The sequence below is a fragment of the Candidatus Njordibacter sp. Uisw_039 genome, from assembly GCF_047730075.1.
Classification (GTDB): Bacteria; Pseudomonadota; Gammaproteobacteria; order Pseudomonadales; family Balneatricaceae; genus Njordibacter.
Genome location: NZ_CP159831.1, coordinates 1,402,656 through 1,428,960, shown reverse-complemented (window position 1 = coordinate 1,428,960; position 26,305 = coordinate 1,402,656). Strand labels below are relative to the sequence as shown.

At 44.8% G+C, this 26,305-nt stretch carries 29 protein-coding genes; 5 read left to right on the top strand and 24 right to left on the bottom strand.

Translation table 11 applies throughout. The annotated features are described in order from the left end of the window. Positions 1 to 14: 14 nt before the first annotated feature. Positions 15 to 1,187 carry an FAD-dependent monooxygenase gene (locus tag ABXT70_RS06770; RefSeq protein ID WP_443642411.1) on the bottom strand — a complete coding sequence of 391 codons (1,173 nt, stop codon included), beginning with the start codon at positions 1,185 to 1,187 and terminating at the stop codon, positions 15 to 17. A gap of 247 nt (positions 1,188 to 1,434) precedes the next feature. Here ABXT70_RS06770 and hpf point away from each other — a divergent pair, with 247 nt between their 5' ends. After that, the gene (gene hpf, locus ABXT70_RS06765) at positions 1,435 to 1,785 is read left to right on the top strand and encodes a ribosome hibernation-promoting factor, HPF/YfiA family (protein ID WP_443642410.1); all 351 of its coding nucleotides are present in this window, start codon (positions 1,435 to 1,437) and stop codon (positions 1,783 to 1,785) included. Positions 1,786 to 1,803: 18 nt separating this feature from the next. Here hpf and ABXT70_RS06760 read toward each other — a convergent pair whose 3' ends face one another. Further along, a complete protein-coding gene (locus ABXT70_RS06760) occupies positions 1,804 to 2,250 on the bottom strand; it encodes a hypothetical protein (RefSeq protein ID WP_443642409.1) in 447 nt (148 codons plus the stop codon). 226 nt (positions 2,251 to 2,476) lie between these two features. Here ABXT70_RS06760 and ABXT70_RS06755 point away from each other — a divergent pair, with 226 nt between their 5' ends. The 3 genes from ABXT70_RS06755 to ABXT70_RS06745 all read left to right on the top strand — a co-directional run bounded on the left by ABXT70_RS06755 (position 2,477) and on the right by ABXT70_RS06745 (position 5,667). Beyond that, positions 2,477 to 4,114, top strand: coding sequence for an electron transfer flavoprotein-ubiquinone oxidoreductase (locus ABXT70_RS06755; protein ID WP_443642493.1), 1,638 nt, complete (start codon positions 2,477 to 2,479; stop codon positions 4,112 to 4,114). Between the two features lie 185 nt (positions 4,115 to 4,299). After that, positions 4,300 to 5,037 carry a BtpA/SgcQ family protein gene (locus tag ABXT70_RS06750; RefSeq protein ID WP_443642408.1) on the top strand — a complete coding sequence of 246 codons (738 nt, stop codon included), beginning with the start codon at positions 4,300 to 4,302 and terminating at the stop codon, positions 5,035 to 5,037. 9 nt (positions 5,038 to 5,046) lie between these two features. Next, positions 5,047 to 5,667 carry a phosphoribosyltransferase family protein gene (locus ABXT70_RS06745; protein WP_443642407.1) on the top strand — a complete coding sequence of 207 codons (621 nt, stop codon included), beginning with the start codon at positions 5,047 to 5,049 and terminating at the stop codon, positions 5,665 to 5,667. Positions 5,668 to 5,815: 148 nt separating this feature from the next. On the opposite strand, the gene upp is transcribed toward ABXT70_RS06745, so the two are convergent. The 16 genes from upp to ABXT70_RS06665 form a co-directional block, all read right to left on the bottom strand. Next, complete coding sequence (upp, locus tag ABXT70_RS06740; protein WP_443642406.1) at positions 5,816 to 6,445, bottom strand: uracil phosphoribosyltransferase; 630 nt, start codon at positions 6,443 to 6,445, stop codon at positions 5,816 to 5,818. A 20-nt stretch (positions 6,446 to 6,465) separates the two neighbouring features. Continuing rightward, positions 6,466 to 7,005 carry a DUF1285 domain-containing protein gene (locus ABXT70_RS06735; RefSeq protein WP_443642405.1) on the bottom strand — a complete coding sequence of 180 codons (540 nt, stop codon included), beginning with the start codon at positions 7,003 to 7,005 and terminating at the stop codon, positions 6,466 to 6,468. 6 nt (positions 7,006 to 7,011) lie between these two features. Further along, positions 7,012 to 7,731, bottom strand: a complete 720-nt coding sequence (locus ABXT70_RS06730) for a TetR/AcrR family transcriptional regulator (RefSeq protein ID WP_443642404.1) — start codon at positions 7,729 to 7,731, stop codon at positions 7,012 to 7,014. A 118-nt stretch (positions 7,732 to 7,849) separates the two neighbouring features. Further along, a complete protein-coding gene (locus ABXT70_RS06725) occupies positions 7,850 to 8,623 on the bottom strand; it encodes a TatD family hydrolase (protein WP_443642403.1) in 774 nt (257 codons plus the stop codon). A gap of 2 nt (positions 8,624 to 8,625) precedes the next feature. Continuing rightward, entirely contained in the window at positions 8,626 to 9,654 is a 1,029-nt protein-coding gene (locus ABXT70_RS06720; protein ID WP_443642402.1) for a DNA polymerase III subunit delta', read from the bottom strand. Positions 9,655 to 9,658: 4 nt separating this feature from the next. Continuing rightward, a complete protein-coding gene (gene tmk, locus ABXT70_RS06715; RefSeq protein ID WP_443642401.1) occupies positions 9,659 to 10,291 on the bottom strand; it encodes a dTMP kinase in 633 nt (210 codons plus the stop codon). Between the two features lie 10 nt (positions 10,292 to 10,301). Beyond that, positions 10,302 to 11,306 (bottom strand): endolytic transglycosylase MltG, encoded by a 1,005-nt coding sequence (gene mltG, locus ABXT70_RS06710; protein WP_443642400.1) that lies wholly within the window; start codon positions 11,304 to 11,306, stop codon positions 10,302 to 10,304. Further along, positions 11,300 to 12,199, bottom strand: coding sequence for an aminodeoxychorismate lyase (pabC, locus tag ABXT70_RS06705; RefSeq protein WP_443642399.1), 900 nt, complete (start codon positions 12,197 to 12,199; stop codon positions 11,300 to 11,302). Before pabC ends, mltG begins: the two co-directional genes overlap by 7 nt. A 21-nt stretch (positions 12,200 to 12,220) precedes the next feature. Then, the gene (gene fabF, locus ABXT70_RS06700) at positions 12,221 to 13,459 is read right to left on the bottom strand and encodes a beta-ketoacyl-ACP synthase II (protein ID WP_443642398.1); all 1,239 of its coding nucleotides are present in this window, start codon (positions 13,457 to 13,459) and stop codon (positions 12,221 to 12,223) included. 166 nt (positions 13,460 to 13,625) lie between these two features. After that, on the bottom strand, positions 13,626 to 13,856 hold the full coding sequence (gene acpP / locus ABXT70_RS06695; protein WP_046483788.1) for an acyl carrier protein: 231 nt from the start codon (positions 13,854 to 13,856) through the stop codon (positions 13,626 to 13,628). Between the two features lie 207 nt (positions 13,857 to 14,063). Continuing rightward, positions 14,064 to 14,807, bottom strand: coding sequence for a 3-oxoacyl-ACP reductase FabG (fabG, locus tag ABXT70_RS06690; RefSeq protein WP_443642492.1), 744 nt, complete (start codon positions 14,805 to 14,807; stop codon positions 14,064 to 14,066). A 16-nt stretch (positions 14,808 to 14,823) separates the two neighbouring features. After that, positions 14,824 to 15,756 (bottom strand): ACP S-malonyltransferase, encoded by a 933-nt coding sequence (gene fabD, locus ABXT70_RS06685; RefSeq protein WP_443642397.1) that lies wholly within the window; start codon positions 15,754 to 15,756, stop codon positions 14,824 to 14,826. Positions 15,757 to 15,798: 42 nt separating this feature from the next. Continuing rightward, positions 15,799 to 16,800 carry a phosphate acyltransferase PlsX gene (gene plsX, locus ABXT70_RS06680; protein WP_443642396.1) on the bottom strand — a complete coding sequence of 334 codons (1,002 nt, stop codon included), beginning with the start codon at positions 16,798 to 16,800 and terminating at the stop codon, positions 15,799 to 15,801. Between the two features lies 1 nt (position 16,801). Further along, the gene (gene rpmF / locus ABXT70_RS06675) at positions 16,802 to 16,981 is read right to left on the bottom strand and encodes a 50S ribosomal protein L32 (RefSeq protein WP_443642395.1); all 180 of its coding nucleotides are present in this window, start codon (positions 16,979 to 16,981) and stop codon (positions 16,802 to 16,804) included. A gap of 24 nt (positions 16,982 to 17,005) precedes the next feature. Beyond that, positions 17,006 to 17,515, bottom strand: a complete 510-nt coding sequence (locus tag ABXT70_RS06670; RefSeq protein WP_443642394.1) for a YceD family protein — start codon at positions 17,513 to 17,515, stop codon at positions 17,006 to 17,008. A gap of 131 nt (positions 17,516 to 17,646) precedes the next feature. After that, the gene (locus tag ABXT70_RS06665; RefSeq protein WP_443642393.1) at positions 17,647 to 18,591 is read right to left on the bottom strand and encodes a S49 family peptidase; all 945 of its coding nucleotides are present in this window, start codon (positions 18,589 to 18,591) and stop codon (positions 17,647 to 17,649) included. 154 nt (positions 18,592 to 18,745) lie between these two features. Between ABXT70_RS06665 and ppnN the strand changes: the two genes are divergently transcribed. Beyond that, a complete protein-coding gene (ppnN, locus tag ABXT70_RS06660; protein ID WP_443642392.1) occupies positions 18,746 to 20,104 on the top strand; it encodes a nucleotide 5'-monophosphate nucleosidase PpnN in 1,359 nt (452 codons plus the stop codon). 15 nt (positions 20,105 to 20,119) lie between these two features. Here the strand turns inward: ppnN and ABXT70_RS06655 are convergent, their stop codons facing one another. The 6 genes from ABXT70_RS06655 to ABXT70_RS06630 form a co-directional block, all read right to left on the bottom strand. Next, a complete protein-coding gene (locus ABXT70_RS06655) occupies positions 20,120 to 21,349 on the bottom strand; it encodes a CaiB/BaiF CoA transferase family protein (RefSeq protein ID WP_443642391.1) in 1,230 nt (409 codons plus the stop codon). A gap of 10 nt (positions 21,350 to 21,359) precedes the next feature. Then, positions 21,360 to 22,538: an acyl-CoA dehydrogenase gene (locus ABXT70_RS06650; protein WP_443642390.1), complete on the bottom strand. Its 1,179-nt coding sequence runs from the start codon at positions 22,536 to 22,538 to the stop codon at positions 21,360 to 21,362. A gap of 169 nt (positions 22,539 to 22,707) precedes the next feature. Beyond that, complete coding sequence (locus ABXT70_RS06645) at positions 22,708 to 23,460, bottom strand: SDR family oxidoreductase (protein WP_443642389.1); 753 nt, start codon at positions 23,458 to 23,460, stop codon at positions 22,708 to 22,710. 4 nt (positions 23,461 to 23,464) lie between these two features. Beyond that, positions 23,465 to 24,370 carry a 3-hydroxyisobutyrate dehydrogenase gene (mmsB, locus tag ABXT70_RS06640; RefSeq protein WP_443642388.1) on the bottom strand — a complete coding sequence of 302 codons (906 nt, stop codon included), beginning with the start codon at positions 24,368 to 24,370 and terminating at the stop codon, positions 23,465 to 23,467. Positions 24,371 to 24,389: 19 nt separating this feature from the next. After that, on the bottom strand, positions 24,390 to 25,496 hold the full coding sequence (locus ABXT70_RS06635) for an enoyl-CoA hydratase/isomerase family protein (protein WP_443642387.1): 1,107 nt from the start codon (positions 25,494 to 25,496) through the stop codon (positions 24,390 to 24,392). Then, positions 25,496 to 26,272: an enoyl-CoA hydratase gene (locus ABXT70_RS06630; RefSeq protein WP_443642386.1), complete on the bottom strand. Its 777-nt coding sequence runs from the start codon at positions 26,270 to 26,272 to the stop codon at positions 25,496 to 25,498. The genes ABXT70_RS06635 and ABXT70_RS06630 overlap by 1 nt, the downstream gene beginning before the upstream one ends. Positions 26,273 to 26,305 lie beyond the last annotated feature (33 nt).

Sequence of the window (26,305 nt, the reverse complement as noted above, 5' to 3'; positions counted from 1 at the left end):
CATCAAATAGCCTATCAAATTCCCATCGCATATCTAACCACGCGTTGCTTAATAAGGGGAATTTTAGCCGATGCGAGGGCCAAATTTCGTAACCATTTAGTCTTGGTGTTAGTTTGGCTAAATCCATGGTGGAACGCATCCATGCTATGAAGCATAAGGCTATTGGCCAGTTTTCGCTGTTTTTGATAACGCTTCAGTACTTCCTTAGTTGACCAATCTTCACCTTTACTGCGAGCATCCGCAAGTACACTTGCCAAACAGGCAACATCTTGAAAACCTAGATTAACACCCTGTCCCGCTAGCGGATTAATGACATGGGCCGCATCGCCGACCAACACCATACCCTCGGCACAATAACTCTGAGCATGTTGTTTTTGTAAGCCGAAGGAAGCCTGCGCTGTAACTTCGATTTTCCCTAACTGGGGTGGAAATTGAGCCATAATTTCGTTTGCCAAGTCGCCATGGGACAGATTCGATAAGGCACGTGCTTGATCGGCTTGATGATACCAAACTACAGAGCCATGCTGTCCAAGCAGAGGTAAAAATGCTTGTGGGCCGGTATTCACAAATCGTTGCCAAGTGATGTCTTGCTGACCGAGTTCCGTGTTCACCGAAGCCACTAGGCAAGCTTGCTGATATTGACCACGATTAACCCCAATCCCAAACCCTTGCCTTACCTTTGACTGAGCACCATCGGCGCCAACAATTAACCTAGCTGATATGCTTTGCCCTGTATCAAGGTCTATACGCATTACCTTGCCATCACGGTGGAAGCTTTCTGGTGAAGCGGGACATATTATATCCACCTTATCATTGTCCTCCAAAGCCTGCCACAAGCTCAATTGTACTAAGCGGTTTTCAACGATATGTCCGAGTTCTGGTACGCCAACTTGGTTGGCACTAAACGTTAAATCCCCAAAGCCTGCCACTTCCCATACACGCATTCGTTTGTACGGGCAAAGGCGCATGCCTTGTAGGATATCCCAGGCTTTACATTGCTGCATGACCAGCGCGCTCTTTGGACTTAAGGCAGAAATTCTTAAATCGAAGTTTTGACTTAAATCGTAAGCAGCGGGCACCTTAGCCTCTACTAACGCAATAGAAAAGCCATGGGGGGCAAGTTGTGTTGCAAGAGCAGCACCAATCATACCACCACCACAAATCACAATGTCATAATCACACTTCACGTCTATTGGCCTTTAAATTAATCAATAAATCACTCAATTTTATTTACCTTTGCTTCACAAAAGCACTTCCCTTCCTAGCCAACTTATGGTTTATTAAAAGCACGACTCCAGCATAAATGCTTTCTTATCTGGAGTCCAAGTTATGTTAGTCTCATGATTAACATGCCTATCTACTTAACCAACCAACCCAAGAGGAACAACACTCTATTTCTACTTTTTTTAAACTCTCGATAAGAAGGAATCGATTATGCAAATGAACATTACTGCTCGTCACGACACCAAAGCTACTGATGCTATAAAAGAACGTATTATGGCCAAGCTGCAGAAAAATGAAAGCCACTTCGATCACATCACCAACATTCAAGTCACCATGGATAAAGAAGGTAACCAAGACCTTGCTGAAGCCACCCTCCACCTAGATACCGGCCAGGAAATATTTGCCAAAGCTAAAGGCAGTAATATGTTTAGTGCCATCGACTTACTGAGTTCTAAAATAGAAACTCAGTTACAAAAAGCTAAATCTAAAACACAAACCCGTAAAGGCATTGATAAGGGTATGCGAGTGCCGCCAGAAGAACCGGATGAGGAAGTGGCCTAATAAGGCGATCCATATAGTTCAGTCTAGATGTTCAGCAAAGGTGGTATAGGTCTCAAAATCATTAATACCTAATGCCGCTGCAGAACACAACGCCATGGGGTCTTCGGCTAGATCCTTTGGCACCACCACCAAACCATCACTAAAAGACACCACCTGCAAACCAACTTTATGACAATGGGCGAACACTTTTTCTAGTGCATGCACTACTTGCTCTTGATCTTTAAGCAACCGCTCCCTAGGAACTTCATCATGGGCGGGAGGTTTATATTTAAACTGTTTTAACACCTGCTTCTGATCATCCATCATCAACAATAACACGTCACTCCAGCGCCATTGTTCTAACAAACGTTTACAAAACAAAAACTGGCCTACATCTGCACAATGTACGCGGTCGCCTGAGCGTAATTGACGTAACTCATCGTGCACCTGTTGCTGAGTAGTGGTGCTGGTGATTTCTATATGCATTAGAATAGTCTTCGCTCAATGTAGGGGCCAATAGTTTAACAAACCTTGGCCCTAAGTGGACATTTTAGAACTTATCACTTAAGACTGTACGGTATTGATTGAAACTCTGCTTAAGAAAAGCCAAAATAAGTCGGTATATGAACAGTAGGTCACTTTTACAGGCGTTAAAGTGGCATTTTTTCATCCCAAAGACTAAACAAGAGGATATGTAGTGGAACGTGAATCAATGGAGTTCGATGTTGTTATCGTTGGTGCTGGCCCATCTGGCCTAGCCACCGCATGCAAACTACTACAGCTAGCACAAGAAAAAGAGCAAGAATTAAGTGTTTGTGTGGTTGAAAAAGGGTCTGAAGTGGGGGCACACATATTGTCTGGGGCTATCTTAGAACCCACTGCCCTGAACGAACTCTTTCCAGATTGGCAGTCCATGGGCGCACCATTAACTTCGCCTGTCGTTAAGGACGAGATGCATATTCTCACCAGCCCTACGGGTGGTATGACGTTGCCTAATTTTGCAATCCCTAAACCCATGCACAACGAAGGCAACTACATCGTCAGCTTAGGTAATGTCTGTCGTTGGCTGGCAGAACAAGCTGAAAACTTAGGTGCCGAAATCTTCCCAGGTTTCGCTGCTTCTGAAGTGCTTTACCACGAAGATGGCAGTGTCAAAGGTATTGCTACCGGCGACATGGGTGTTAGTGAAACGGGTGAACAAAAAGACGGTTATATGCAAGGCATGGAATTACATGCCAAATACACCGTGTTTTCCGAAGGTTGCCGTGGTCACTTAGGTAAGCAACTAATTGAAAAGTTTGACCTTGATGCAGGTACTACTAGCCAACATTATGGTATTGGCATTAAAGAACTTTGGGATATTGACCCAGCCAAACACCAACCCGGTTTAGTTGTCCATGGTTCTGGCTGGCCCCTTACCAGAGGCGCCAACGGTGGCTTTTTCCTATATCACGGTGACAACACTCAAGTCACTGTCGGCCTTATTATTGATTTAAGCTATGATAATCCGCACCTAAGTCCGTTTGACGAGTTCCAACGCCTGAAACATCATCCGCTACTTAAACAACATTTAGAAGGCGGCACCCGAGTCTCATATGGTGCTCGTGCTGTAGAAAAAGGTGGCCTATTCGCCTTGCCAAAAATGAGTCTTCCTGGTGCTTTGTTAATTGGTTGTGATGCAGGCACCATGAACTTTGCCAAAATCAAAGGTAGCCACACGGCAATGAAATCTGGCATGTTAGCAGCTGAAACATTGTTCGAAGCTATTGCTAACGGCGATGAAGGTAAGCAAGACTTACTGGCTTATGGCGAAAAATTTAAGCAGTCATGGTTACATGAAGAACTCTATAAAGCCCGTAATTTTGGCGCTGCAATGCACAAATTTGGCATGTGGTTAGGAGGCACCTTTAACTGGATTGACCAAAATATCTTTGGCGGTAAGCTGCCAGTGAGCTTGAAAGACAATATCCCAGACCATGCTCAGTTAAAACCTGCCGCGCAGATGCCGAAGATAGAGTACCCCAAGCCTGATGGGTTGATTAGTTTTGATAAGTTATCATCGGTGTTCATTTCTGGCACCAATCATGAAGAAAACCAGCCTTGTCACCTTACCTTAAAAGACGCTAGCCTCCCCTTAGGTATTAACTTAAGCATGTGGGACGAACCTGCACAAAGGTATTGCCCTGCGGGGGTTTACGAAATTGTGGAGAGCGACAATGGTGACAAGACCTTCCAGATCAACAGTCAAAACTGCGTTCACTGCAAAACCTGTGATATTAAAGACCCAAGTCAAAATATCACCTGGGTTGTACCAGAAGGCGCAGGCGGTCCAAACTACCCAAATATGTAATCTTTAAGGCTGTTGCTGCAGAGCAAACTACAAAGCATGATCATCATGCTACTTAAGAAAACATATGATCAGTGTTGAATAAACTACGCTTCTGTTATGGCGTAGTTTGATTTAATGTTTGAAATAGCTAAGTTGTATATCTACCTAGCATCTGAATAAACTTTTTTTCTATTTGGAACAAAAAAATGAATCGACATGAGTTTCATTTGAAATTTGGCAGTAAAAAACCAATTATTTTACCTGTTATTCATGTCTTGGATCATGAGCAAGCGTACCGAAATATTGTCATCGCAATTGAAGGTGGTTGCCCAGGAGTATTTCTTATCAATCATGATTTTGAAAAAGAAAAACTCATACCAATCATTAAAAGCATTCGCGCTGAATTTGCTGACTATTGGATTGGAATAAATTTTCTTGCGGTCACTGGTGAGTTCGCCTTCCCCATTCTAGGAGCACTTCAATCCGAAGGTATTCGAGTTGATGGCTATTGGGCTGATGATGCGTGTATTGACGAACGTCGGGCAGAAAATGGTCAAATAGATGCAAAGAGAATTGATACAATGCGTAAAGAGAGCGGCTGGAACGGATTGTATATTGGTGGCACGGCTTTTAAAAAACAACGTGAAGTAGACCCAACTGAGTATGCTTACAGTGCTCGAATTGCCTCTAATCATATGGATATAGTGGTAACCTCTGGAATTGCCACAGGCCATGCTGCAGATGTCGAAAAAATCAAAACTTTTCGTAAAAGTTGTGGAGATACAGCGCTTGCTGTTGCGTCTGGAATTACACCAGAAAATGTAGCAGAGTATATCGATGAAGTAGACCTGTTTATGGTTGCCACTGGCATAAACCTTGATGGTGACTTTTACAATATTGACCCCAATAAATTAAAAAACTTAATGTCTGTTATTAACAATTAAGGAGAAAAAATGAGTTTTGACAAAGGCCCAAGAGATGACCGTTGGTATTTTTCTATCATGGCACCGAATACAAAAGGTAAAAAGTTTGCATGGCTTGATCCAACATCAATCTACATCAATGGCCGCGCCTATCATGATTTACTTGATGACCTTTGCGCAGAGATAGATCCTAAAGATGTTGATGTTGTTGCTGGATTAGATGCAATGGGATTTGTTTTAGCGGCTGGCATTGCTGCTCGCATTGGCTGTGGTTTTTTACCTATTCGAAAAGCTGGCAAATTATGTGTTGATACAGACAGTGCAGTCATGACAAATTATACTGGACGAACACAATCCATGGAAATGCGACTACCCGCCTATGCCCCTAACACTAGAGTACTGTTGGTTGATCAATGGGTTGAAACAGGTGGAACGATGCATGGCGCAGTTCAGTTAGTCGAGCAGCAAAAGGGCATCGTTGCAGGTATGGTAGCTGTTGTTATGGAAGACAATGAGAACACTGCTAAATACCGTGAAAAATATAAGTGTATTACTGCAATCCAGCCAAATACAAAGTGGCAAGATCAGGCAAACGCTCAGTATTTGGAAAGCTTTAAAACATATAATCCTGAATCAGCTTTTCCTAAATAAAATATAATCTTTAGAGAAAGTACAAAATCTGGGCAGGTCATTATGAGAATGGTTAACCTCCTCACTGATCTACGAAGGGTTGGGCAAACTCACGGTATAATGATTGGCCAACCCTTTTTAATGACAAATCTAAGAATTGCCTTTCACACTATTTAGTGCCAAATATTTTGTCACCGGCATCGCCAAGGCCTGGGAGAATGTAGCCTTGGTCGTTTAAACAATCGTCAACAGCCGCAACATACAGATTTACATCTGGATGCAATTCCGATAACTTTGCCAAGCCTTCAGGGGATGCCACTAGGAACAATCCCATAATGTTTTTGCAGCCCTTTTGTTTAAGCAGATCAATGGTGGCCAAAAGTGTACCCCCGGTTGCCAACATAGGGTCAATAATGAGTGCTGTTCGCTGATCCACATCGGCGATTATTTTATCAAAGTAAGCAACGGGCTCTAAGGTTTCTTCATTGCGGTACAATCCAACGACACTCACTTTTGCATTAGGCACCAACTGCATTACCCCCTCAAGCATACCTAAACCAGCTCGAAGAATAGGCACAATTGTGAGTTTTTTGCCAGCTAACATATTTACGGAGATCGGCTCACCTTGCCAGCCATCAATGTTAACCTGTTCCAAGGGCAATCCTCTACTCGCCTCATAGGTTAATAGACTAGCGACCTCATTAGATAGTTCTCTAAACTGTTTGGTACTCACATGTGCTTTGCGTAGTAGTGCAAGTTTATGTGAAATAAGGGGGTGATGAATTTCATGTACTGGCATTATATGTATTTCCTAGTGAGCTATACTGGCCCAATATAGTATCGATGAGGGCCGCTGGTCAACTCAGCGCGATCACCCTGAGTTGTTTCAACCACCTCGCAAGCTAACGCAAGCTGGTAAAAAACTGAACGATTGATACGCGCCCATAGACCATCACGTACGCACAATTGTGGTTGCGGTTGCTGTTCTGAGTCGTAGGTCACAACCAATTGATTTGCTTCTAAAAGGTTAATTTGGTCACCCGTATTACTAGTGAATTGCCACAAATCAATGCCCTTTTGGTGAACATGGTCTGCAGCAACAATCACGAAGGGTAGGTCTTCTACGGTAATACGAAAGGCTTCAACAGGGGTGATAATCCAATAATCACCATTTTTTTGACGTTGTAATAAGCGTCCAAACAATTGTACGATTTTTGTTTTAACGATGGCGCTGCCTTGGTGGTACCAAGTGCCGTCAGCGGCGATGACTATATCCATATCGCCGTTAAATTCAGGCTGCCAAGCATCTAAATCATAAGCGGGCAGTTGCTGGGCATGCTCTACTAACTGTTCTAACATGTGCAGTTAGTCTTGGCCGGCAGTAGTATTTTCATGACGCACCTTTTTGGAAAAATCTGTATGACGACTCTGCCCAACGTTACCCATACGCATACCAATTTGCATCAGAAAATCAAAAAAGGCCTCACGGTCTTGGATAAATTCTTTAAAGAACCCGGAATCATGCAGAGCTAAAGCACCGTGAACCAAAGCCCAGGAAGCGGATAAATGGAAATAAGCCGGCACTTGCTCCAACTTACCAGAATCTATACGCTTTTCAACTAAGGTAGTAAGCACCTGCATATTTTCATTGCGGACTTGGTGTACTTTAGCGATTTCGTTTTCATACTCTTCACCCTTGATCAAGCGGTCTTCTAAGCGATCAAACAATAACGCTTGCTCTGGATCATTCATACGGAATTCGAAGTAACTGCGCCACAATGACTCTGGGTCTGAGAAGTCTTTTGTCGCCAGTAAACTGGCTAACTGATGTTCATAATTAATCAGCAAATAAATATAAATGTCTGATTTAGACTTGAAGTGTTTGTATATAGTGCCTTTTCCAATACCTACATTGTCAGCAATCATTTCTACAGTAACTTTATCTTCACCGTGGACACGAAAGAGTTCTAATGCAGTTTCGAGTATCTCCTCTTCTCTGCGCTTAAACTCACGTACTTTGCGGTTCTCTTTTTCGCGTGGAAAATAGGCGGGAATAGTTGGTTTTGCAGCAATGCCCCAGTTCATGGTGATACCTTCAATTGTACAAATTGGCCTGTATACAGGTAAATTAGTCGAGCTATGACTATGATAAACATAATAGTCATAAAATCTTCAAAAGGCCATTACTTAGAACCAACGCCAACTAGCGGGGTGTCAAAAACAGTTGTGTAAAGTTATCGCTAGTTTGTTGTGCAAGCTGCGCTAATGAAACCCCTTTTAAGTCGGCTACATATTGAGCAACCAAACGCACATGTTTTGGTTCATTTTGTTGCCCGCGATAGGGCGCTGGCGTTAGATAAGGTGAATCCGTTTCTACCAACAAACGATCCATAGGAATCTGCTTAACCACTTCTCTCAATGCGCTGGCATTATTAAAGGTTACAATACCAGAAATAGAGATGTAAAAGCCTAAGTTCAGGCAGGCTTCAGCCATGGCCCAATCTTCTGTAAAACAGTGAATTACGCCACCTAAAGTTTGATCAGCTTCATTGCGAAGTAATGTTAATGTGTCTGCATTAGCGTCACGAGTATGAACAATGACAGGCTTACGTAAGCGTTTTGAAAGCTGCAAATGTGCTGCAAATGCCTGCTGTTGTAATGCCGCATTATCTTGCTGGTAAAAATAATCTAAGCCAGTTTCACCAATGGCAACAACTTTATCGTGCTGAGCCTGCTGTTCTAACAGATTAAGACAGTCCAAATCCTTAACACCCAGAGGATGTAACCCAGCGGACGCATGTATAAAGTCATACTCTTTAATTTGAGACATCATGGGTTCAAACTGATCCGTATCCACACCAATACATAACATCTGCGAAATACCATCGGCTTGAGCTGCTGCAATGAGGCCTGCCAAACCATCAGCGTAGTGGCTAGTGTCTAATTTATCTAGGTGGCAGTGGGAATCAATAATCATTATTAAGTACCCGATCTTACCAATAAGTACCATTGATCTAGTAGCTCTTCGCACACCAATTGGGTATTTAGGTTGCGACGCTGGTTGATAAAGTTAAGTTGTTGAGTAAGTTTCTCTAACAATGAGTAAGTAGCAATAATGTTGCTACGTTTGGCTACTGCTTGCAGTAATTTAACAATGTCTGGATTGGCCAAATGTGACGTATTTCCTGTCATTTTTAGTTTAATGAGGTCATTAAGCCACTCTATCCACCAGCTAAACATCTGCTCTAGTGGTTCTTTGTGCCAACTTTGAGCCACTTGTACTGCGCTTTCTTTGCCCCTTAAAATAGCCGTCAGCTGGACTAACATTTGGTGACGCAATTCGTGGGCCTTAGAGGCATGCAGTTGCAGTGCTTTAAGCGGGCCTCCTTTTGCCAGCTGTAATAGCTTTTCGGCTATATCGTTACTGTTGTCGTCATCAGGCAACTGATGTTGTAGCCATTTCAAGGCCTGTTCGGGTGCAGGAATAGTAATATCTAACAACTGGCAACGGCTGCGAACAGTAGGTAATACCGCCTTTGGCCATTGATGTAACAGCAAAAAATAACTCTTGTCACCGGGCTCTTCTAACTGTTTTAACAAAGCGTTAGCCGCATTCAAGTTGAGATCAGATGCACCATTGATAATAACCACACGAGCACCACCTTGTTGCGCAGTGGTTGCCATTGCATGTTGAATGTTACGCACTTGGTCCACCAAGATAGCTTTACCAGCCTCTTCTGGCTGCATTAATTTATAATCAGGGTGGCTGTTGGCAGCTAATAGTTGGCAGGATTTACATTGGTTGCATGCATTCCCATTAATCAGTTTCTGGCACAATAAGGCTGCAGCAAGGCGTTTAGCAAAGGTCAGTTTTCCGATCCCGGGTACACCACCAATGATTAATGCATGGGGCAAGCGTTGTTGCTGCATCATATGGTTCACATGCTGCCACTGGTCCTGTTGCCAAGGGTATAAGTTTAAAGACAATCTACTAAGCTCTGTAGTCATAATGTTAGTTTCCAGAAGCTACCAATAATGGCGCAAGAAAGTGGTCCAACTGGTGCTCGACATCAGTTATAGATTGGGCGGCATCAACAATACGATACCTCTGTGGTTCAGTTTTGGCTTGGGTCAAATATCCTTGTCGAACGCGTTCGAAGAAGCTCATTATTTCCGTTTCAATACGGTCAAAATTAGATCGCTTACCCGCTCGCGCCATACCTGTAGCAACATCTAAATCAAACAATAAAGTCATGTTTGGGTTTAGATCACCGTGCACCCAGCTCTTAAGACTAGTTATAAAGTCTTGGTCTACACCACGCCCAAACCCTTGATAGGCGAATGAAGCATCCGTAAAACGATCACAAATCACCCATTTCCCCGCTGTTAAAGCAGGTCTAATAACGTTTTCTACATGTTGCCGGCGCGAGGCAAACATCAATAAAAGTTCCGTATATGGGTCAACGGTTTCATCACGATGTTGGAGCAATAGCTGGCGGATGTCTTCTGCCATGGGTGTGCCACCAGGTTCACGAGTGACTAGGCATTTAATGCCAAAGGCTTCGAGTTTTTGTTTGATGTAGTCAATACTCGTAGATTTGCCAGCACCCTCGCCACCTTCAATGGATATAAATAATGGGGCCATGAAAACTCTCTTAATTTTTTAGCTGATATTTACGCACATTAATCTGATGTTGCGGGTAGGTATCCGCAAACTCGTGACTGCCATCGCCCTTAGCGACAAAAAACAAACTCAAGCCATCTGCTGGATGCAACGCTGCGTGTATAGCAGCACGACCCGGTAACGCAATTGGTGTAGGAGGAAGGCCACGATGAACGTAGGTATTGTAAGGTGTATCTGTGGTTAAATCGGAGCGACGAATATTACCTTTGAAGTCTGCACCCATACCATAGATCACTGTGGGATCGGTCTGTAGCTTCATGCCTTTTTGTAAACGTCTAACAAAAACACCAGCGATGATTGCCCGCTCATTGGCTAAACCCGTTTCTTTTTCAATAATAGAGGCCATAATAAGGGCTTCATAAGGCGTATCATAGGGTAAATCCTCTGCCCTCTCCGCCCAGGCAGATTGTAAAATCTGCACTTGTTTTAAGTGGGCTTGCTTTATAATGTCTAGGGGCAAATTATGCCGAGCAAACCGATAAGTAGAGGGAAATAGCAAACCTTCTGGATGCTGCCAGCGGCTGTGCATACTGGTGAGCCACTGATTAGCCTCCGGTATGGGTTTACCTTGCATGGCAGGGTGTTGGCTCAAGAGTGTAACAAAATCCTTATATCGAAGTCCTTCTGGAACCGTAAACTGGTACTCCAAAACCTTACCTGATACCAGTTGCGCAAGCACTTCTGCACTATTAATAGAACCACTGAATTGATATTCACCAGCTTTAATATAACGATCTAACTGACGCCATTTTGCGTAATATTTAAAACTATTAGCATGGGCAATAACCCCCACTTTTTGTAGTTTACCACTAATACTGCCTAACCCAGAACCAGCAGAGATAGTAACTAATATGGGTTCTGAAAGTGGCATGGGTTCATACAGCCATACTTGTACTTGTCGTATCGCACCGTAAGTGAATAAAGCCATCACTAGAATGCCAGCCATGAGAACCCAAAACCATATCTGCTTTAACATAGGTCAGCTACTGTCAATTGCTCAGACAAATGTTGAGCAAGAGCTTTTTGAAGTTTAATAATTAGCGGAGAGATGGGCCAGTAAGCGGGTGTTGAAGTACACCTAGGTGTATAAGATGCTAGCTCTATGATGGGCCAAATGCCATTAAGACTATTGGTAATGAAGGCCGCATCTGCATTAATAAGCGCATCCAAAGTCACCTCATGCTCTACTAATTTAATACCACATTGTTTGGCTATGGCACGCACTAATTGCGCCATAGTGCCTTTAATACCACATTGATCAAGTTTAGGCGTCATGAGTGCACCGTCGATTTCTATGAATATATTACTCATTACACCAGAAATCACATGGCCTCGCTGGTTAAGCATGATACCTTCGTGGATATCAATATCGGTCCACTCATTACGGGCCATGACTTGATCTAAACGATTAAGGTGTTTAACACCCGCTAAAGCCGCATTATTTGACCATCGATGTTGGCAGACTCGAACCCGCACACCTTCAGAAGAAAGGTGATTCCGATCTGGTGGCCAGGGCAACATAGAAACAATACGTGTAGGATGGGGCAAACTTGGAGCAGCATAACCACGCCCACCACTGCCCCGAGTTATAGTAATTTTGATCACCCCCTGAGGGTGACCAAACAAGAGGTAAGCGATTTTTATATCGTCAACGATGGTGTTGACCAGGTTTACAGCAGCAGCTTCATCAGCAACGATACCTAAGGTCATCAATCCAGTTACTAAGCGTTGTTGGTGACCTTGCCACAATTGCACTTGACCTTGCTTTAAAGCAATGGTTTCAAACACCCCATCACCATAAGCCAAACCACGATCACGAACATCCAAGGTATGTGATGGTTTACCATTAACTAAGGTTGTTGCATCCATAGCGCCAGCCTAACTTGTAGGTTAAATACGGGAGAAAATCAAAGTGCCGTTAGTGCCACCAAAGCCAAATGAATTGGACATCGCTGAGTCTATACGTGCTTCTTGTGGCTGGTGCGCCACGTAGTTAAGGTCACATCCTGGTGAAGGGTTATCTAAATTAATAGTAGGTGGTGCTACTTGGTCGCGGATAGCCAAAACCGAGAAGATGGCTTCTACAGCGCCAGCTGCACCAAGCAAGTGTCCAATCATAGACTTGGTTGAACTCATCCGGACATTTTCTGCAGCTGTACCTAACACCAATTTAGCGGCATTAGATTCGGCAATGTCTCCAGCTGGTGTAGACGTACCGTGAGCATTGATGTAATGAATATCATCACCATTCAAACCGGCATCTTTCATGGCGTTGCGCATCGATGCTGCAGCACCACGTCCATCTTCTGGTGGCGACGTCATATGGTATGCATCACCACTCATACCAAAGCCCGTAAGCTCAGCGTAAATTCTGGCGCCACGAGCTTTAGCTGATTCATACTCTTCTAGCACCATTACACCTGCACCATCACCTAATACAAAACCGTCACGGCCTACATCCCAGGGGCGACTTGCAGCTAAGGGATCATCATTGCGAGTTGATAGTGCACGAGCTGCACCAAAACCACCTAAACCTAACGGCGTAGTGGCCATTTCAGCACCCCCACACACCATAACGTCGGCATCACCATAAGCAATCATACGTGCAGACGCACCAATGTTGTGGGTTCCCGTAGTGCAGGCTGTGGTAATAGCGATATTAGGGCCGCGTAAGCCATACATGATCGACAAATTACCAGAAATCATATTAATGATGCTGCCGGGCACAAAAAACGGAGAGATACGACGAGGGCCACTCTTGTTGAGAGCGTCATGGCATTTTTCAATCAGGGGTAAGCCGCCAATTCCAGAGCCAATAGCAACACCAATACGGTCTGCATTTTCGTCGGTGACTTCTAGATTAGCATCCTTAATAGCTTGGATTCCTGCAGCCATACCATATTGAATAAACAGGTCCATCTTTTTGCCTTCTTTTGGTGGCAAGTAGTTGCTGAGATCAAAATCTTTTACACTAGCAGAAAAGTGCGTACCAAAACCTTCAGTATCGAAATGAGTAATATTTGCCACACCACTTTTTGCGGCTATTAGACTGCTCCAAGTGTCGTTCATGGTGTTGCCAACTGGGCTCAACATACCCATGCCAGTAACTACAACGCGTTTACGACTCATTCGAATCTCCTTTCTATGATAACCCACGCAAATTACGTAAGTGATGCTTCTATTATGGCACTTTTCTGCCATCAAGCAGATGTTTTAAAAGCTTTAGATGCAGAAAAGCCGCACCAAGTGGCGCGGCTTTTCTGACTTCACTTCGAAGTGCAAAAACTAAGCTAGCTTATTGATTAGCATTAACGTAGTCGATTGCAGCTTGAACGGTGGTGATCTTCTCAGCTTCTTCATCTGGAATCTCTGTTTCAAATTCTTCTTCCAAAGCCATTACTAGCTCCACGGTGTCCAAAGAATCTGCGCCAAGGTCGTCAACGAAAGAAGCGGTGTTGGTCACTTCGTCTGCTTTAACACCTAGTTGTTCAGCAACAATTTTTTTAACGCGATCTACAATACTCATAGTTTTTCCTAATTGGTTCTTATACGCCGTTAACATCTGCAATCCGCTAACGAATGTCCTAGAAAACAGTGGCCGGAGAATTCCGCTACATAGTTCTATTTTCTACTCAGTATAGAGTGGAGCTATTATCTACAAATCAGCCCAAAAAGCAACCTAAAACACTAATTTTTGCGACACAAAATAGCCTTAAAAGCAAAACCCTTAGGTTTAACTCATATACATACCACCATTGACATGAATTGTTTCTCCAGTGATATATGCGCCCGCGTCACTAGCCAAAAATCCTACTAGCTGAGCAATGTCTTCTGGTGTACCTAAGCGTTGTAATGGAATCTGTGTACGTAACGTGTCTTTTTGCTCTTCGCCTAATGCATCTGTCATATCCGTGGCAATGAAACCAGGCGCAATGGAGTTAACTGTAACATTACGTGACGCTACTTCGCGTGCCATGGCTCGGCTAAACCCTTCAACACCGGCTTTGGCAGCTGCATAGTTGGCCTGCCCTATGTTGCCCATGGAACCTACTACAGAGCTAATGTTAATGACACGACCCCAGCGCGCTTTTGTCATGCCACGTAAACAACCTTTAGACATACGAAAAATGGAGCTCATATTGGTGTTAACTACGTCATCCCATTCATCATTTTTCATACGCATTAATAGATTATCGCGAGTAATACCTGCGTTATTAACCAATATGGTAGGTGCACCATAAGCTTCAACAATTGCTTTGAGCATACACGTCACTGAATCAGAGTCAGAAACGTTAAGCACCATGCCTGTACCCGTATTGCCGATTGCAGTTAACGCTGTAGTAATAGCTTGAGCTCCTAATTCAGAAGTAGCAGTACCTATAACGGTTGCGCCTTGGGAAGCGAGTTGCAGCGCAATGGCATTACCAATGCCACGAGTTGCGCCTGTAACCAATGCTATCTTGCCGTCAATTGCCAACATAATTTAATCCGTCTTATTGTTCTAGTGTGGCTGCAAGTGACGCAGCATCATTAATGGACGCAGTTTGTAACGTCTTTTTAATACGTTTCGTTAAACCATTCAAAACTTTACCTGGGCCACATTCTACCACAAGGTCAGCACCATCAGTTGTAATACACTCTACACATTGGCTCCACAATACTGGCTGAATTAAATGAGCAACGAGGTTGCTGACGATAGCGTCAGCCGAACCAGCCACTTTGGCATCTACATTCTGTACCACGGGTATTGTAGGAACCCTAACCTGTATACCTGCAAGCATTGTCCGTAGCTTATCCGCTGCCGGTAACATTAGCGCACAATGAGACGGTATGCTTACGGGTAACGGCAAGGCACGTTTTGCACCTGCTTCTTTACAGGCAACCATGGCCCGCTCTACCGCTGACTTAGCACCAGCAATAACTACCTGCCCTGGTGAATTGTAATTAACAGGCACTACAATTTGCCCTTGGGCACTAGCTTCACAGACTGAGACAATTACATCATTATCCATGCCGATGATCGCCGCCATAGCGCCTTCTCCTGGTGGTACCGCGGCTTGCATAAATTGACCACGGGCCTCCACTAATCGCACAGCATCAGCAAAGTCTAACGCCCCAGCACAGACTAACGCCGAATACTCCCCTAAACTATGGCCAGCCACAATGCTTGGTGTTAAACCACCCTGCTGCAACCACAAACGCCACAGAGCCACACTAGCAGTAAGCAACGCAGGCTGGGTAATGTGCGTTTGGTTGAGCTGACCTTCTTCGTCATGCTGCACCAATTGCCATAAGTCGTAACCTAACACCTCACTTGCTTGGGCAAACGTTTCGATCACAATAGGGTGATTAGCACCTAACTCGGCTAACATGCCAACGCTCTGCGAGCCTTGTCCTGGGAATACAAATGCAATCTTAGTGCTCATTACAGTACCTTTTTCTAAATTCGATATCATATATCTGTAAACTTAACAGTCGTCCTGCAGACGCTCTGCAACTTGCATTTCAACATAATTCTGTGTCGCCTCGATGGCATATCGCAAGGCCGTGGCATTAGCATAACTATGGGACTTAACAACAAGACCCTGCAAACCTAATAAAAACGCGCCATTTAGCCGATCTGGATCAAACTGGAACTGCCAAGCTTGCATGATTTTTTCTATTTGAGCTGGCGTTAAATCGCTGCTGGTTAAATTATCCCTAAAGCCACAAGCCAACATATTGCTGACCCCTTCGCCCGATTTAATCAAAATATTGCCAGCATAGCCATCACAAACAACGACACTAGCCTGACCTTCAAAGACTTCTTGCGGTTCTATATACCCCAAGTAGTTAAGCTTAGGGTCTGATTCTAACAATGAGTCCGCTGCTTGCACTTGAACTTGCCCAGTACCCGACTCAGTGGCAATATTAAGTAACTTTAAACTTACATTAGGGTTTTGTTGCAAACTAGCCTCTAGCGCTTGGCCTAGTTGACCAAATTGATATAGCTGTTGGCCAGTTGAAGTAAGATTGGCCCCCATGTCCAGCACTAAGCACGTGCCTTTACGGGTTGGAATGTGGCTGGCAAACGCGGGCCTTTCGTAACCTGGTAACATTTTGATCAGATGACGACTGAGTGCCATTAATGCCGCAGAGCTCCCACCACTAATACAAGCATTAGCTTTACCTTCTGCCACTAAGGCTAAGGCAAGGTACATAGAAGAATTTTGTTTTTGACGCAAAATCACCATTAAATCATCGGTTTTTTCTACCACTTGGGGAGCATCAATAAAGTGTAGTCGCTGCAAGAGCGGCGCTTGTTTCTCAGTAACGGCAGCCAGTAATGGTGCAAGTATGACCTGAGGTCCAACCCAAAGGAGGGTTAAGCGGGGATGGCGCTCGAGGCAAGCTAATGCTGCCTCGAGGCTGGTGCTGGGACCTAAGTCCCCACCCATAGCATCGAGTGCTAGGGTGTAATACGCCGACAAATTACTCGGCGTCTTGGTTAACTATCTGACGGCCTTTGTAAAAGCCATCTGCAGTTACATGGTGACGACGGTGAGTTTCACCTGTAGTAGAATCTACTGATAGAGTAGCTACTTCCAATGCATCATGTGAACGACGCTGCCCACGCCTGGAACGGGTTACTTTGCTCTTTTGTACAGCCATGACTAAAAACTCCTAATTGGTAAACTAATCTTTTTGCAGTAAAGCCTGTAATCCCTCGAAAGGATTAGGCATTTCCTGCACGGTTTCTTTGTGGCCGTATTCAGTTGCAATTTCACAATCTGAATGATAGGCCACAATGGGTATATTTAAAATCATTTCGTGGTCAATAAGTTCACGCATATCAAGCTTCTTATCTTCCAATAACCAAGGGTCATATTCAGTAGGAAGTTTTTCAGCCTGCTCTTCGTTTAAAACTATGGCCACGTTCATGTCACCTATTATATCAATGCCAATGGCATCTAAACAACGCTGACAACTAATTTGTACGTTTTTTATGGCAGCGTTGCCCTTAATAATTGGCCGATGGGCGTTATCACGGGAAAAGTGCAACTGCACACTCACCTGGCCTTGGTCCGACTGAAGGTAGCTACAAAAACCGGTTAATGCTGATAATTCAACGTGTCCAGTAATGGTTTGCTGACCATCGCATAACTTACGCGGGTCTAAAAAACGAGGCAATACTATCTCAAACATGGCGCGATATGATATTCATGTAGCTTCCTTATGTCAAAGAAAAATCCTATTAAAGGTCAAAAATATGCACTTTATTGATAGCTTTCTACAGTTTTTGGCCAAATAATGGAAATATTACGCTTATCAACAATTTAGTGTATGACTAAGCTTTGGTTTAAGCCCCAACTGATGGCGGTTTTCGTTTGCGCACCTAACTCTTCCATTACTTCTTCTAATGGAGTTTTCTCAGGAGAGTACCACAACACATCTGCCACTCCTATCTGATCCCTTGCCACACTATGCAAATTACCTAAACCGTCTATCAAGCCCAACTCAAGGGCGCGTTGCCCATGCCAAACAGCACCAGAATATAAGTCTTCATGGGGCACCAACCGATCCCCTCTGCCTAGTTCTACTTGGGAAATAAACTGCAGATGAATTTGATTGAGCAGGTCTTCGAACATGGCCTTTTGTTTAGCCTTTTCTGGTAAAAATGGGTCCAAAAAGTCTTTATTACCACCCGCCGTGTATGTACGACGCTCAACGCCTAACTTTGCAATCAGTTGATCAAACCCAAAGCCACTGCCAATAACCCCTATGGAACCCACAGTGCTAGCCTTATCGGCATAAATATAATCCGCCACCGCTGCGATATAATATGCACCAGAGGCGCCGACATCACCAATCACGGCATACAGGGGCTTTGCTGGGTGAGCTTGTTTAAGAAGCTGCAATTCATCAAATAAAATACCCGCTTGTACAGGACTGCCACCTGGACTATTAATATTAAGCACCACGGCTTTGGCATTAGGTGCTGCAAAGGCATCAGCTAAGGCGGGCAACAAACGCTCCGAACTTGCCTCAGCACCTGTCATAATCGGCCCAAATATATCAACCACTGCCACATGATCTTGTGATGCTGACAAGGTTTCGACATCATCTCCAGACATAATGATGGCTAACACGCTAAACAGGAAAACAAAGGTTAGGCTCTTAAAAAAAATACCCCAGCGCCGAGACCGTCGCTGTTCAATCTGAATGCTCGATACCAATTGGCCAATCACTTGCCATTCTGGTTTATTTAACTCTTCACTCATGGACCCAACCTATGGAATGTATTTCTGAGATATACCGTTTATGGGCCCAAATGTTTGTTTTAAAAGCCCTTACGTTTGTATTTTTCTCTGTTATGCTAATCACTTAAGCACGCAAAACAAGACAACCCAAACGCGTACACATCAAAGGAACTATATGCACACTATTGACGCCCTCATTTCGCCTCAAGGAAGCCTAGATATACTCACCCTAGAGGAAATCAATCAGTTACACAAATCCGCTTCTACGGGCTTACACGAGCTTTTTAGACAGTGTTGCCTTGCCATTCTCAACTGCGGCACAGAAGAAGATGATATTGCGGCGTTACTGGAACGTAATGAACAGTTTGACGTCGATGTAGTGCCACAGACTCGTGGCGTATTATTACAGCTCAATAATGCTCCCATAAGCGCCTTTGTGGATGGTGAAATCATTCTAGGCATCAAGGAAAACCTCTATTCAGTGTTGCGGGACATCATCTACCTGAGCAACAGCTTACTGCATAATGAGCAGCCCCGCACAGGCACTGAGCTAACCGCATTGGTGTTTCAAATACTGCGCCATGCTCAGGCCTTAGCACCCAGGCGAAAACCTAACATTGTGGTTTGCTGGGGTGGGCACTCCATTAATCCTATTGAATACGACTACACAAAAAAAGTGGGTTACGAGTTAGGGTTAAGAGGTTATGACATTTGTACAGGCTGTGGGCCTGGTGCTATGAAAGGCCCTATGAAAGGCGCTCATATAGCCCATGCTAAACAACGGTGTCATGATTATCGTTATATCGGCATCACTGAACCTGGCATTATTGCAGCTGAGTCTCCTAACCCCATGGTTAACGAATTAATCATCATGCCTGATATTGAAAAACGGCTCGAAGCCTTCGTTCGACTTGGCCACGCCTTTATCGTATTTCCTGGTGGTGTCGGCACGGCCGAAGAAATTTTGTATTTATTAGGCATATTACTACACCCCAACAATGATCAGCTCACGGTGCCTTTAATATTTACCGGCCCCGCCAGTGCAATAGCATACTTCGAACAGATCGATGCCTTTATTGGCGCTACCCTTGGGCCAAAAGCTCAAGCCAAATACCAGATTATCATCGAAGACCCAAGCGCTGTGGCTATCGCTATCAAATCCCAAATGGAAGATGTGGTTGAACACCGGCAAACAGTTGGTGACGCCTATCATTACAATTGGCAGCTACACATCGAAGAGGATTTCCAGCGCCCGTTTATTCCCACTCACGCTAATATGGCAAATCTCAAGCTCGAATCTAGCCTACCCACTGCAACACTGGCAAGTAATTTACGCAAAGCTATGAGCGGCATAGTGGCAGGTAATGTTAAGACGTTTGGATTGGAACAAATACGTTTACACGGCCCTTACCAGCTTAAAGCGGAAGCAAAAATGCTCAATAAGTTAGACGTATTATTACAAAGTTTCGTGGCCCAGGACCGTATGAAACTCCCTGGCAGCAAGGTTTACCAGCCCTGCTACCGTGTAAGCTAGGGGCTAACTAACTGCTTAAGCAATCACCTGAGCACTTAATAAGGCATTATACTCAGGTTCTTCCATGGCCAGCCAATCTTGCAATACGGCAAGGGTATGCTCACCCAACATAGGTGGAGCTTGGCTGTACTGCAAAGGTGTAGCAGACAGCTTAATAGGGTTAGCTACGCTTTCTACCTTACCTAGTTGCAAATGGTCCAGCGCTATTTTCATTTCCCGAGCTTGGATTTGTGGGTTATCAAAAACCTGGTCGATAGTGCAAATAGGCCCACAGGGCACCCCAACTTCATTAAGCGCAGTTAACCACCATTGTGTTGTCTGTTGCTTTAGCAATTGGGAAACCTCTGGTACCAATTTATTACGATTAGCCACCCTGAGTGCATTACTGGTGTATTGCGGATTACTGAACAGCTCATTTGCTCCAGCCACTTGGCAAAATCTCTGAAATTGACCATCATTACCCACCGCCAAAATGATATGGCCATCGGTAGTGGCAAAGGCTTGATAAGGGACGATATTAGGGTGTGCGTTACCTAGGCGTTTAGGGTTATCACCTGTGGCTAGGTAATTCATAGCCTGATTGGCCAAGGTAGCCACTTGAACATCAAGCAAAGCCAAATCGATATGCTGCCCTTGCCCTGTGCGTAATTGATGAATGAGGGCAGCCTGTATGGCGTTAGAGGCATACAAACCAGTCATGACATCCGCTACGGCGACACCCACTTTCATTGGTTCACCGCCTTCACTGCCCGTGACGCTCATCAAACCACCCATGGCTTGAATCATAAAATCATAGCCTGCACGGTCTTTATAAGGCCCCGTTTGGCCAAAACCGGTAATTGAGCAATACACCAACCGCGGATTGATTTTGCCTAAAGTTTCAAAACCTAAGCCATACTTGGCTAAGCCACCCACTTTAAAGTTTTCAATCAATACATCAGCTTGTACAACCAATTGTTTGATAATGTCTTGACCTTTTGGTTGAGACATATCTACGCATAACGAGCGTTTGCCTCGGTTAGCAGTTTGGAAATAAGCGGCTTCTCTGGACTCAGAGTCTTCAAAACCTACTGAAGCAGGCATGTATGGAGGCCCCCATGAACGAGTATCATCGCCTGTCCCTGGTCGTTCTACTTTAATAACATCGGCCCCTAGGTCTGCCAGCATTTGCCCAGCCCAAGGACCTGCCAAAATACGACTGAGATCAAGTACTTTAATACCCTGCAACGGCATGGTGATACTCATAATTTGAGACCTAGTAGAAGGCTTGAATGCCTGTTTGTGCACGACCTAAGATCAAAGCATGTACGTCATGAGTGCCTTCGTAAGTGTTAACGGCTTCAAGATTCATTACGTGGCGAATTACACCGAACTCATCACTCACGCCGTTACCCCCATGCATATCACGGGACTGACGAGCCACGTCCAAAGATTTACCACAGTTATTACGCTTCATTAAGGAAATTAGCTCAACAGGACAGTTATCATCATCCATTAAACGCCCCATTTGTAAGCAACCTTGCAAACCAATGGAAATTTCTGTTTGCATATCGGCAAGTTTCTTTTGGATCAACTGAGTAGCTGCCAAAGGCCGGCCAAACTGAGACCGGTCCAGGGTGTACTGACGCGCAGCATGCCAACAAAATTCAGCAGCACCAAGAGAACCCCAAGCAATACCATAGCGAGCCTTGTTCAAACAGCCAAAGGGCCCTGCAAGGCCTTTAATAGTAGGGAATAGATTTTCTTCCGGCACAAATACGTTATCCATGACGATTTCACCAGTCTCAGATGCACGCAACGAGAACTTACCTTCGATCTTAGGAGTGGTTAAACCATCCATACCACGTTCTAAAACAAAACCACGAATCACTCCTTCTAACTTAGCCCAAACCACCATAACATCGGCAATAGGAGAGTTAGTAATCCACATTTTTGCTCCAGTAAGACGATAACCACCGTCAACAGCTTCGGCACGGGTAATCATACTACTTGGGTCTGAGCCAGAACCAGGTTCAGTTAAACCAAAACAACCCACCCACTCACCGCTTGCAAGCTTTGCTAGGTACTTGATACGTTGCTCTTCGGTGCCGTAGGCATAGATCGGGTGCATTACCAAAGACGACTGTACGCTCATAGCTGAACGGTAACCACTATCTACACGCTCTACTTCTCGAGCCACCAAACCGTAACTGACGTAATTGACACCTGCACAGCCATACTTTTCTGGGATTGTGGCTCCCAACAAACCTAACTCACCAAATTCTGTCATTATTTCACGATCAAAAATTTCTTCACGATTGGCCTTTTGTACCCGACGGGCAAGCCCGTCCTGACAGTAATCACGGGCTGCATCACGAATCATGCGCTCTTCTGAGGTCAGTTGCTGGTCTAAAAAGAAAGGGTCTTGCCAAGAAAATTCGGTGCGAGTTGCCATGATTAAGTCTCAAGTTTAAATACGCCAGGTAAGTTGACTCCTTGGCTGAAGTTTTAATGTATCGCCATTTATCAAAAATGTCGACATTTTTATGAAAAAGAAATATAAACTAAGTGTTAGTTTCTGGTTACTGTATGCGCGTGGAAGTGGGATTAATTTAGCGGCGGATTTAAAACCGCAAACCACCGTCAAGCTCAATTAATCGACCATTTATATAGTCATTTTCGATGATAAACATGGCTGTATTAGCCAGTTCGTTGCGTTCGCCTAAACGACCTGCAGGAATGGCTTTCTCAATGCGTTCAAGGGCTTCAGGTCTCATAGAGTCAGTCATGTCCGTACAGATAACGCCTGGAGCAATGCCTGCCGCACGAATACCAAAGCGCTTAAGTTCACCTGCCCAGGTGGTTACAAGGGCAGCAACACCAGCTTTGGTAGCAGCATAGTTGCTTTGGCCTATGTTGCCAGCCTTAGCAATGCTAGAGATGTTGATAATAACCCCACCATTGCCGGCCTTTGCCATGGCTATGGCGCCTTCACGGCCACACAAAAAGGTCCCCGTTAGGTTGACGTCGATGACAGACTGCCATTGGCTAAGGCTCATTTTACCCTGCACTTCGCCGTCTTTAAATTTGATCAACATGCCATCCCGCAATAGGCCTGCGTTATTAACTAACCCGTCTACACGGCCAAAATCTGTTAACACTTGCTCAAACAAGGCCTCAACTTTAGTTTCTTGAGTGATGTTACAGGCATAACCCTTACTTTTAGTGCCGCATGCGGATGCTGCTGCATCTACCGCAGCTTGGTCTAAGTCGACCAAGGCACATACACCACCCTTGCTAGTAATGGCTTGGGCGATGGCCAAACCTAAGCCACGTGCACCACCTGTAATAACAAACACCTTACCTTCAACATTCATTAAATCAGACCTTTTTATTGGAATAGCGTTGATAAATACTGGAAAAATCCAATCCACCATGGCCTTCTTCGCCGTGGCTCTTGAACAGTTCAGATGCTTTTTGGCCCAAAGGCACTGCAGAATCTGATGCTTTTGCAGCCGCTAAAGCTAAACCTAAATCTTTGTTCATTAGGTCTACCATAAACCCACCTTGGTAACCGTTGCTAGCTGGTGTGCCTTCCATTACACCAGGTACTGGGTTGTAAATTTCTAAGGCCCAGTTACGGCCAGAGCTTTTAACCATAATATCCGACAGCACCTTAGCATCTAGGCCATTTTCTACCCCCATACGTAGGGCTTCGGAAGTTCCTGCCATTAAAACACTTAACAGCATGTTGTTACACATCTTAGCCACTTGACCGGCTCCTGCGGGCCCCGCGTGGAAGATGTTTTTCCCCATGGCATTAAGAATAGGTTCGGCGCGTTCAAACGCCTCTACTTCACCGCCTACAATAAAACTTAAAGTGCCAGCTTTTGCGCCTGCGGTACCACCTGACACAGGGGCATCTACAAATTTTATACCTAAGTCATTGGCGCAAAGCCCCACATCACGCGAAGTTTCAGCATCTATAGTACTAGAATCTATTACTAAGGAATCCTTAGGTAGTTGAGCTAACAGACCCCCACTACCATGTTCGTCCCCTAAATAAAGGCCCGCTACGTGCTTGCCTGCAGGTAACATACTGATCACTACTTCAGCGTCAATTACAGCTTGGGCCGCTGAACTTGCAGCCTCACCACCTACCCTAACAAACGCATGCAATGCAGCTTCAACCAAGTCGAAAGCCACCACGTGATGCCCTGCGTTAACCAAGTTAGCGGCCATAGGGCCACCCATGTTGCCTAAACCTATAAATGCTATATTTGTCATGTTTGTTGTCCTGCCTTAGCTAAAAATGGGCGTCGGCCACATTCTTTGTTACAAAAAACTTTTCTATCCACGCGTCTGGTGTGCTTTCAACCGTGTCATAACGCCAACTTGGCCTACGGTCTTTGTCGATCAATAAGGCCCTCACACCTTCTTTAAACTCACCTAAGCGTGTGGCGTTGACTCCAACAATGTATTCATGGTGCAGCGCGTCAGTCACATTGGTAAAGTTGGCGCGAAACGCGTGGTAAAACAGGTGTAAGCTGGTGGGTGAACCATGGGCCATCGTCTGCAAGGCTTTATCTAGCCACTTATCTTGGCCTTTCAAGCTTGCCAAGCTAGCTACAATGCCAGCAAGGTCGTTTTGGCTTAGGGCAGATATTATGTTTTGACGATGGGCTGCTAGGTTAGAAACTGGTGCGTCTGCACTCGCCTTAGTCTCTAGCCCTGCAATAAGTTGCTTGAGGTTGCTTAGAGTGTCTGCGCCAGACTGCTTAGGCATCTCAGTTAGGGCTTGCATTACTTGTGAGTAATCGCTGTCATCTACTAAGCCATCTAATAAGCCTAGCTGGCGTGCGTCTGTGCCATTTAGCATTGCGCCTGTTAAGCCCAAAAAAAGCCCTAGGTTGTCTGGCACCTGACGTAAGAAGTAACTAGCACCTACGTCTGGAAATAAACCAATGGTGATCTCTGGCATAGCCAAGCGGCTAGAATGGGTACCAATGCGCAAAGCAGCGCCTTGCAGCAGGCCCATGCCACCACCGATCACATAACCACTGCCCCATACCAATAATGGCGTAGAGAGCTTGTGCAGCATTAAATCCATTTCATATTCGTGGTTAAAGAAGATTTCGCCAACGTTTTGGCTGCCTTTAGCCATTTTATGATACAGCTGACGTACATCGCCACCTGCACAAAATGCCTTGATGCCTGAGCCTCGCATTATAATAGCGATCACATTTTCATCAGCTTCCCACAGAGGTACATGCGCCAATAATAGGTCTACCATGTCGCCATTTAGGGCGTTAAGAGCTTCTGGAGTGTTAAGTGTCAGTTCCACCACTTGCTGTCCAGCAATTGTTTTGTAGACCTTTACTAATAATGGTCCTTGGTATAATTCGGTAACCATTATGAGTTAGTCCATTGTGGCTTTCGTTTTTCTAAAAAGGCTTGCACACCCTCTTTTTGGTCATTGGTGTCAAAAAGGTTGATAAACTCATCTCTCTCATATCCCATGCCTGCAAACATTGGCTCTTTACGTGCATTTTGAATTAAGCGTTTGCACGCTGCAATGCTGGTAGGGCTTTGTCTTTCAGAATTTTGTGCCCATTCAATAGCCTTAGCTAAGGCATGGCCTGGCTCGGTTACATCTTCTACTAAACCGATGTCTAGTGCTTGTTGTGCACTGACTCTTTCGCCACATAGAATCATACGTTTAGCCCAGCCCTCACCCACCAACCATGCCAAGTTTTGAGTTCCACCAGCGCAAGGCAATAAGCCTACGGCAGCCTCTGGCAAGGCCATCTGAGCTTGGCTTTCAGCGATACGTAAATCACAGGCTAAGGCCACTTCTAAACCGCCTCCCATGGCATAACCGTTGATTGCCGCAATGCTTAAGCCCCTAAACTGACTTAGCACTTCAAAGGCTCGCCCGAAGGCGGTAGACATGTCTGCCGCAGTTTGTTTGTTACCATCGGCAAACAGCTTAAGGTCTGCACCCGCGCTGAAGAATTTATCGCCTTCGCCAGTGATCACTAAGCTGTAGATATTTTTATCAGCGTTAAACGTCTGTATCAATTCTGCCAAGGCGTCTAGGCTTAAACCTGTCCATGTATTTGCCGGTGGGTTTGACATGGTGATGACAGCTACGTGCCTTTCAATGGTATAAGGTATTGATGTATTCATGGTTAGGTCCTAAATTGGGTCCATAGCTGACTT

Coding starts and splice junctions, on each gene's coding strand:
- hpf (WP_443642410.1), top strand. CDS start 1,435: ATGCAAATGAACATTACTGCTCGTCACGACACCAAAGCTACTGATGCT.
- ABXT70_RS06760 (WP_443642409.1), bottom strand. CDS start 2,250: ATGCATATAGAAATCACCAGCACCACTACTCAGCAACAGGTGCACGAT.
- ABXT70_RS06755 (WP_443642493.1), top strand. CDS start 2,477: ATGGAGTTCGATGTTGTTATCGTTGGTGCTGGCCCATCTGGCCTAGCC.
- ABXT70_RS06750 (WP_443642408.1), top strand. CDS start 4,300: ATGAATCGACATGAGTTTCATTTGAAATTTGGCAGTAAAAAACCAATT.
- ABXT70_RS06745 (WP_443642407.1), top strand. CDS start 5,047: ATGAGTTTTGACAAAGGCCCAAGAGATGACCGTTGGTATTTTTCTATC.
- upp (WP_443642406.1), bottom strand. CDS start 6,445: ATGCCAGTACATGAAATTCATCACCCCCTTATTTCACATAAACTTGCA.
- ABXT70_RS06735 (WP_443642405.1), bottom strand. CDS start 7,005: ATGTTAGAACAGTTAGTAGAGCATGCCCAGCAACTGCCCGCTTATGAT.
- ABXT70_RS06730 (WP_443642404.1), bottom strand. CDS start 7,731: ATGAACTGGGGCATTGCTGCAAAACCAACTATTCCCGCCTATTTTCCA.
- ABXT70_RS06725 (WP_443642403.1), bottom strand. CDS start 8,623: ATGATTATTGATTCCCACTGCCACCTAGATAAATTAGACACTAGCCAC.
- ABXT70_RS06720 (WP_443642402.1), bottom strand. CDS start 9,654: ATGACTACAGAGCTTAGTAGATTGTCTTTAAACTTATACCCTTGGCAA.
- tmk (WP_443642401.1), bottom strand. CDS start 10,291: ATGGCCCCATTATTTATATCCATTGAAGGTGGCGAGGGTGCTGGCAAA.
- mltG (WP_443642400.1), bottom strand. CDS start 11,306: ATGTTAAAGCAGATATGGTTTTGGGTTCTCATGGCTGGCATTCTAGTG.
- pabC (WP_443642399.1), bottom strand. CDS start 12,199: ATGGATGCAACAACCTTAGTTAATGGTAAACCATCACATACCTTGGAT.
- fabF (WP_443642398.1), bottom strand. CDS start 13,459: ATGAGTCGTAAACGCGTTGTAGTTACTGGCATGGGTATGTTGAGCCCA.
- acpP (WP_046483788.1), bottom strand. CDS start 13,856: ATGAGTATTGTAGATCGCGTTAAAAAAATTGTTGCTGAACAACTAGGT.
- fabD (WP_443642397.1), bottom strand. CDS start 15,756: ATGAGCACTAAGATTGCATTTGTATTCCCAGGACAAGGCTCGCAGAGC.
- rpmF (WP_443642395.1), bottom strand. CDS start 16,981: ATGGCTGTACAAAAGAGCAAAGTAACCCGTTCCAGGCGTGGGCAGCGT.
- ABXT70_RS06670 (WP_443642394.1), bottom strand. CDS start 17,515: ATGTTTGAGATAGTATTGCCTCGTTTTTTAGACCCGCGTAAGTTATGC.
- ABXT70_RS06665 (WP_443642393.1), bottom strand. CDS start 18,591: ATGAGTGAAGAGTTAAATAAACCAGAATGGCAAGTGATTGGCCAATTG.
- ppnN (WP_443642392.1), top strand. CDS start 18,746: ATGCACACTATTGACGCCCTCATTTCGCCTCAAGGAAGCCTAGATATA.
- ABXT70_RS06655 (WP_443642391.1), bottom strand. CDS start 21,349: ATGAGTATCACCATGCCGTTGCAGGGTATTAAAGTACTTGATCTCAGT.
- ABXT70_RS06650 (WP_443642390.1), bottom strand. CDS start 22,538: ATGGCAACTCGCACCGAATTTTCTTGGCAAGACCCTTTCTTTTTAGAC.
- ABXT70_RS06645 (WP_443642389.1), bottom strand. CDS start 23,460: ATGAATGTTGAAGGTAAGGTGTTTGTTATTACAGGTGGTGCACGTGGC.
- mmsB (WP_443642388.1), bottom strand. CDS start 24,370: ATGACAAATATAGCATTTATAGGTTTAGGCAACATGGGTGGCCCTATG.
- ABXT70_RS06635 (WP_443642387.1), bottom strand. CDS start 25,496: ATGGTTACCGAATTATACCAAGGACCATTATTAGTAAAGGTCTACAAA.
- ABXT70_RS06630 (WP_443642386.1), bottom strand. CDS start 26,272: ATGAATACATCAATACCTTATACCATTGAAAGGCACGTAGCTGTCATC.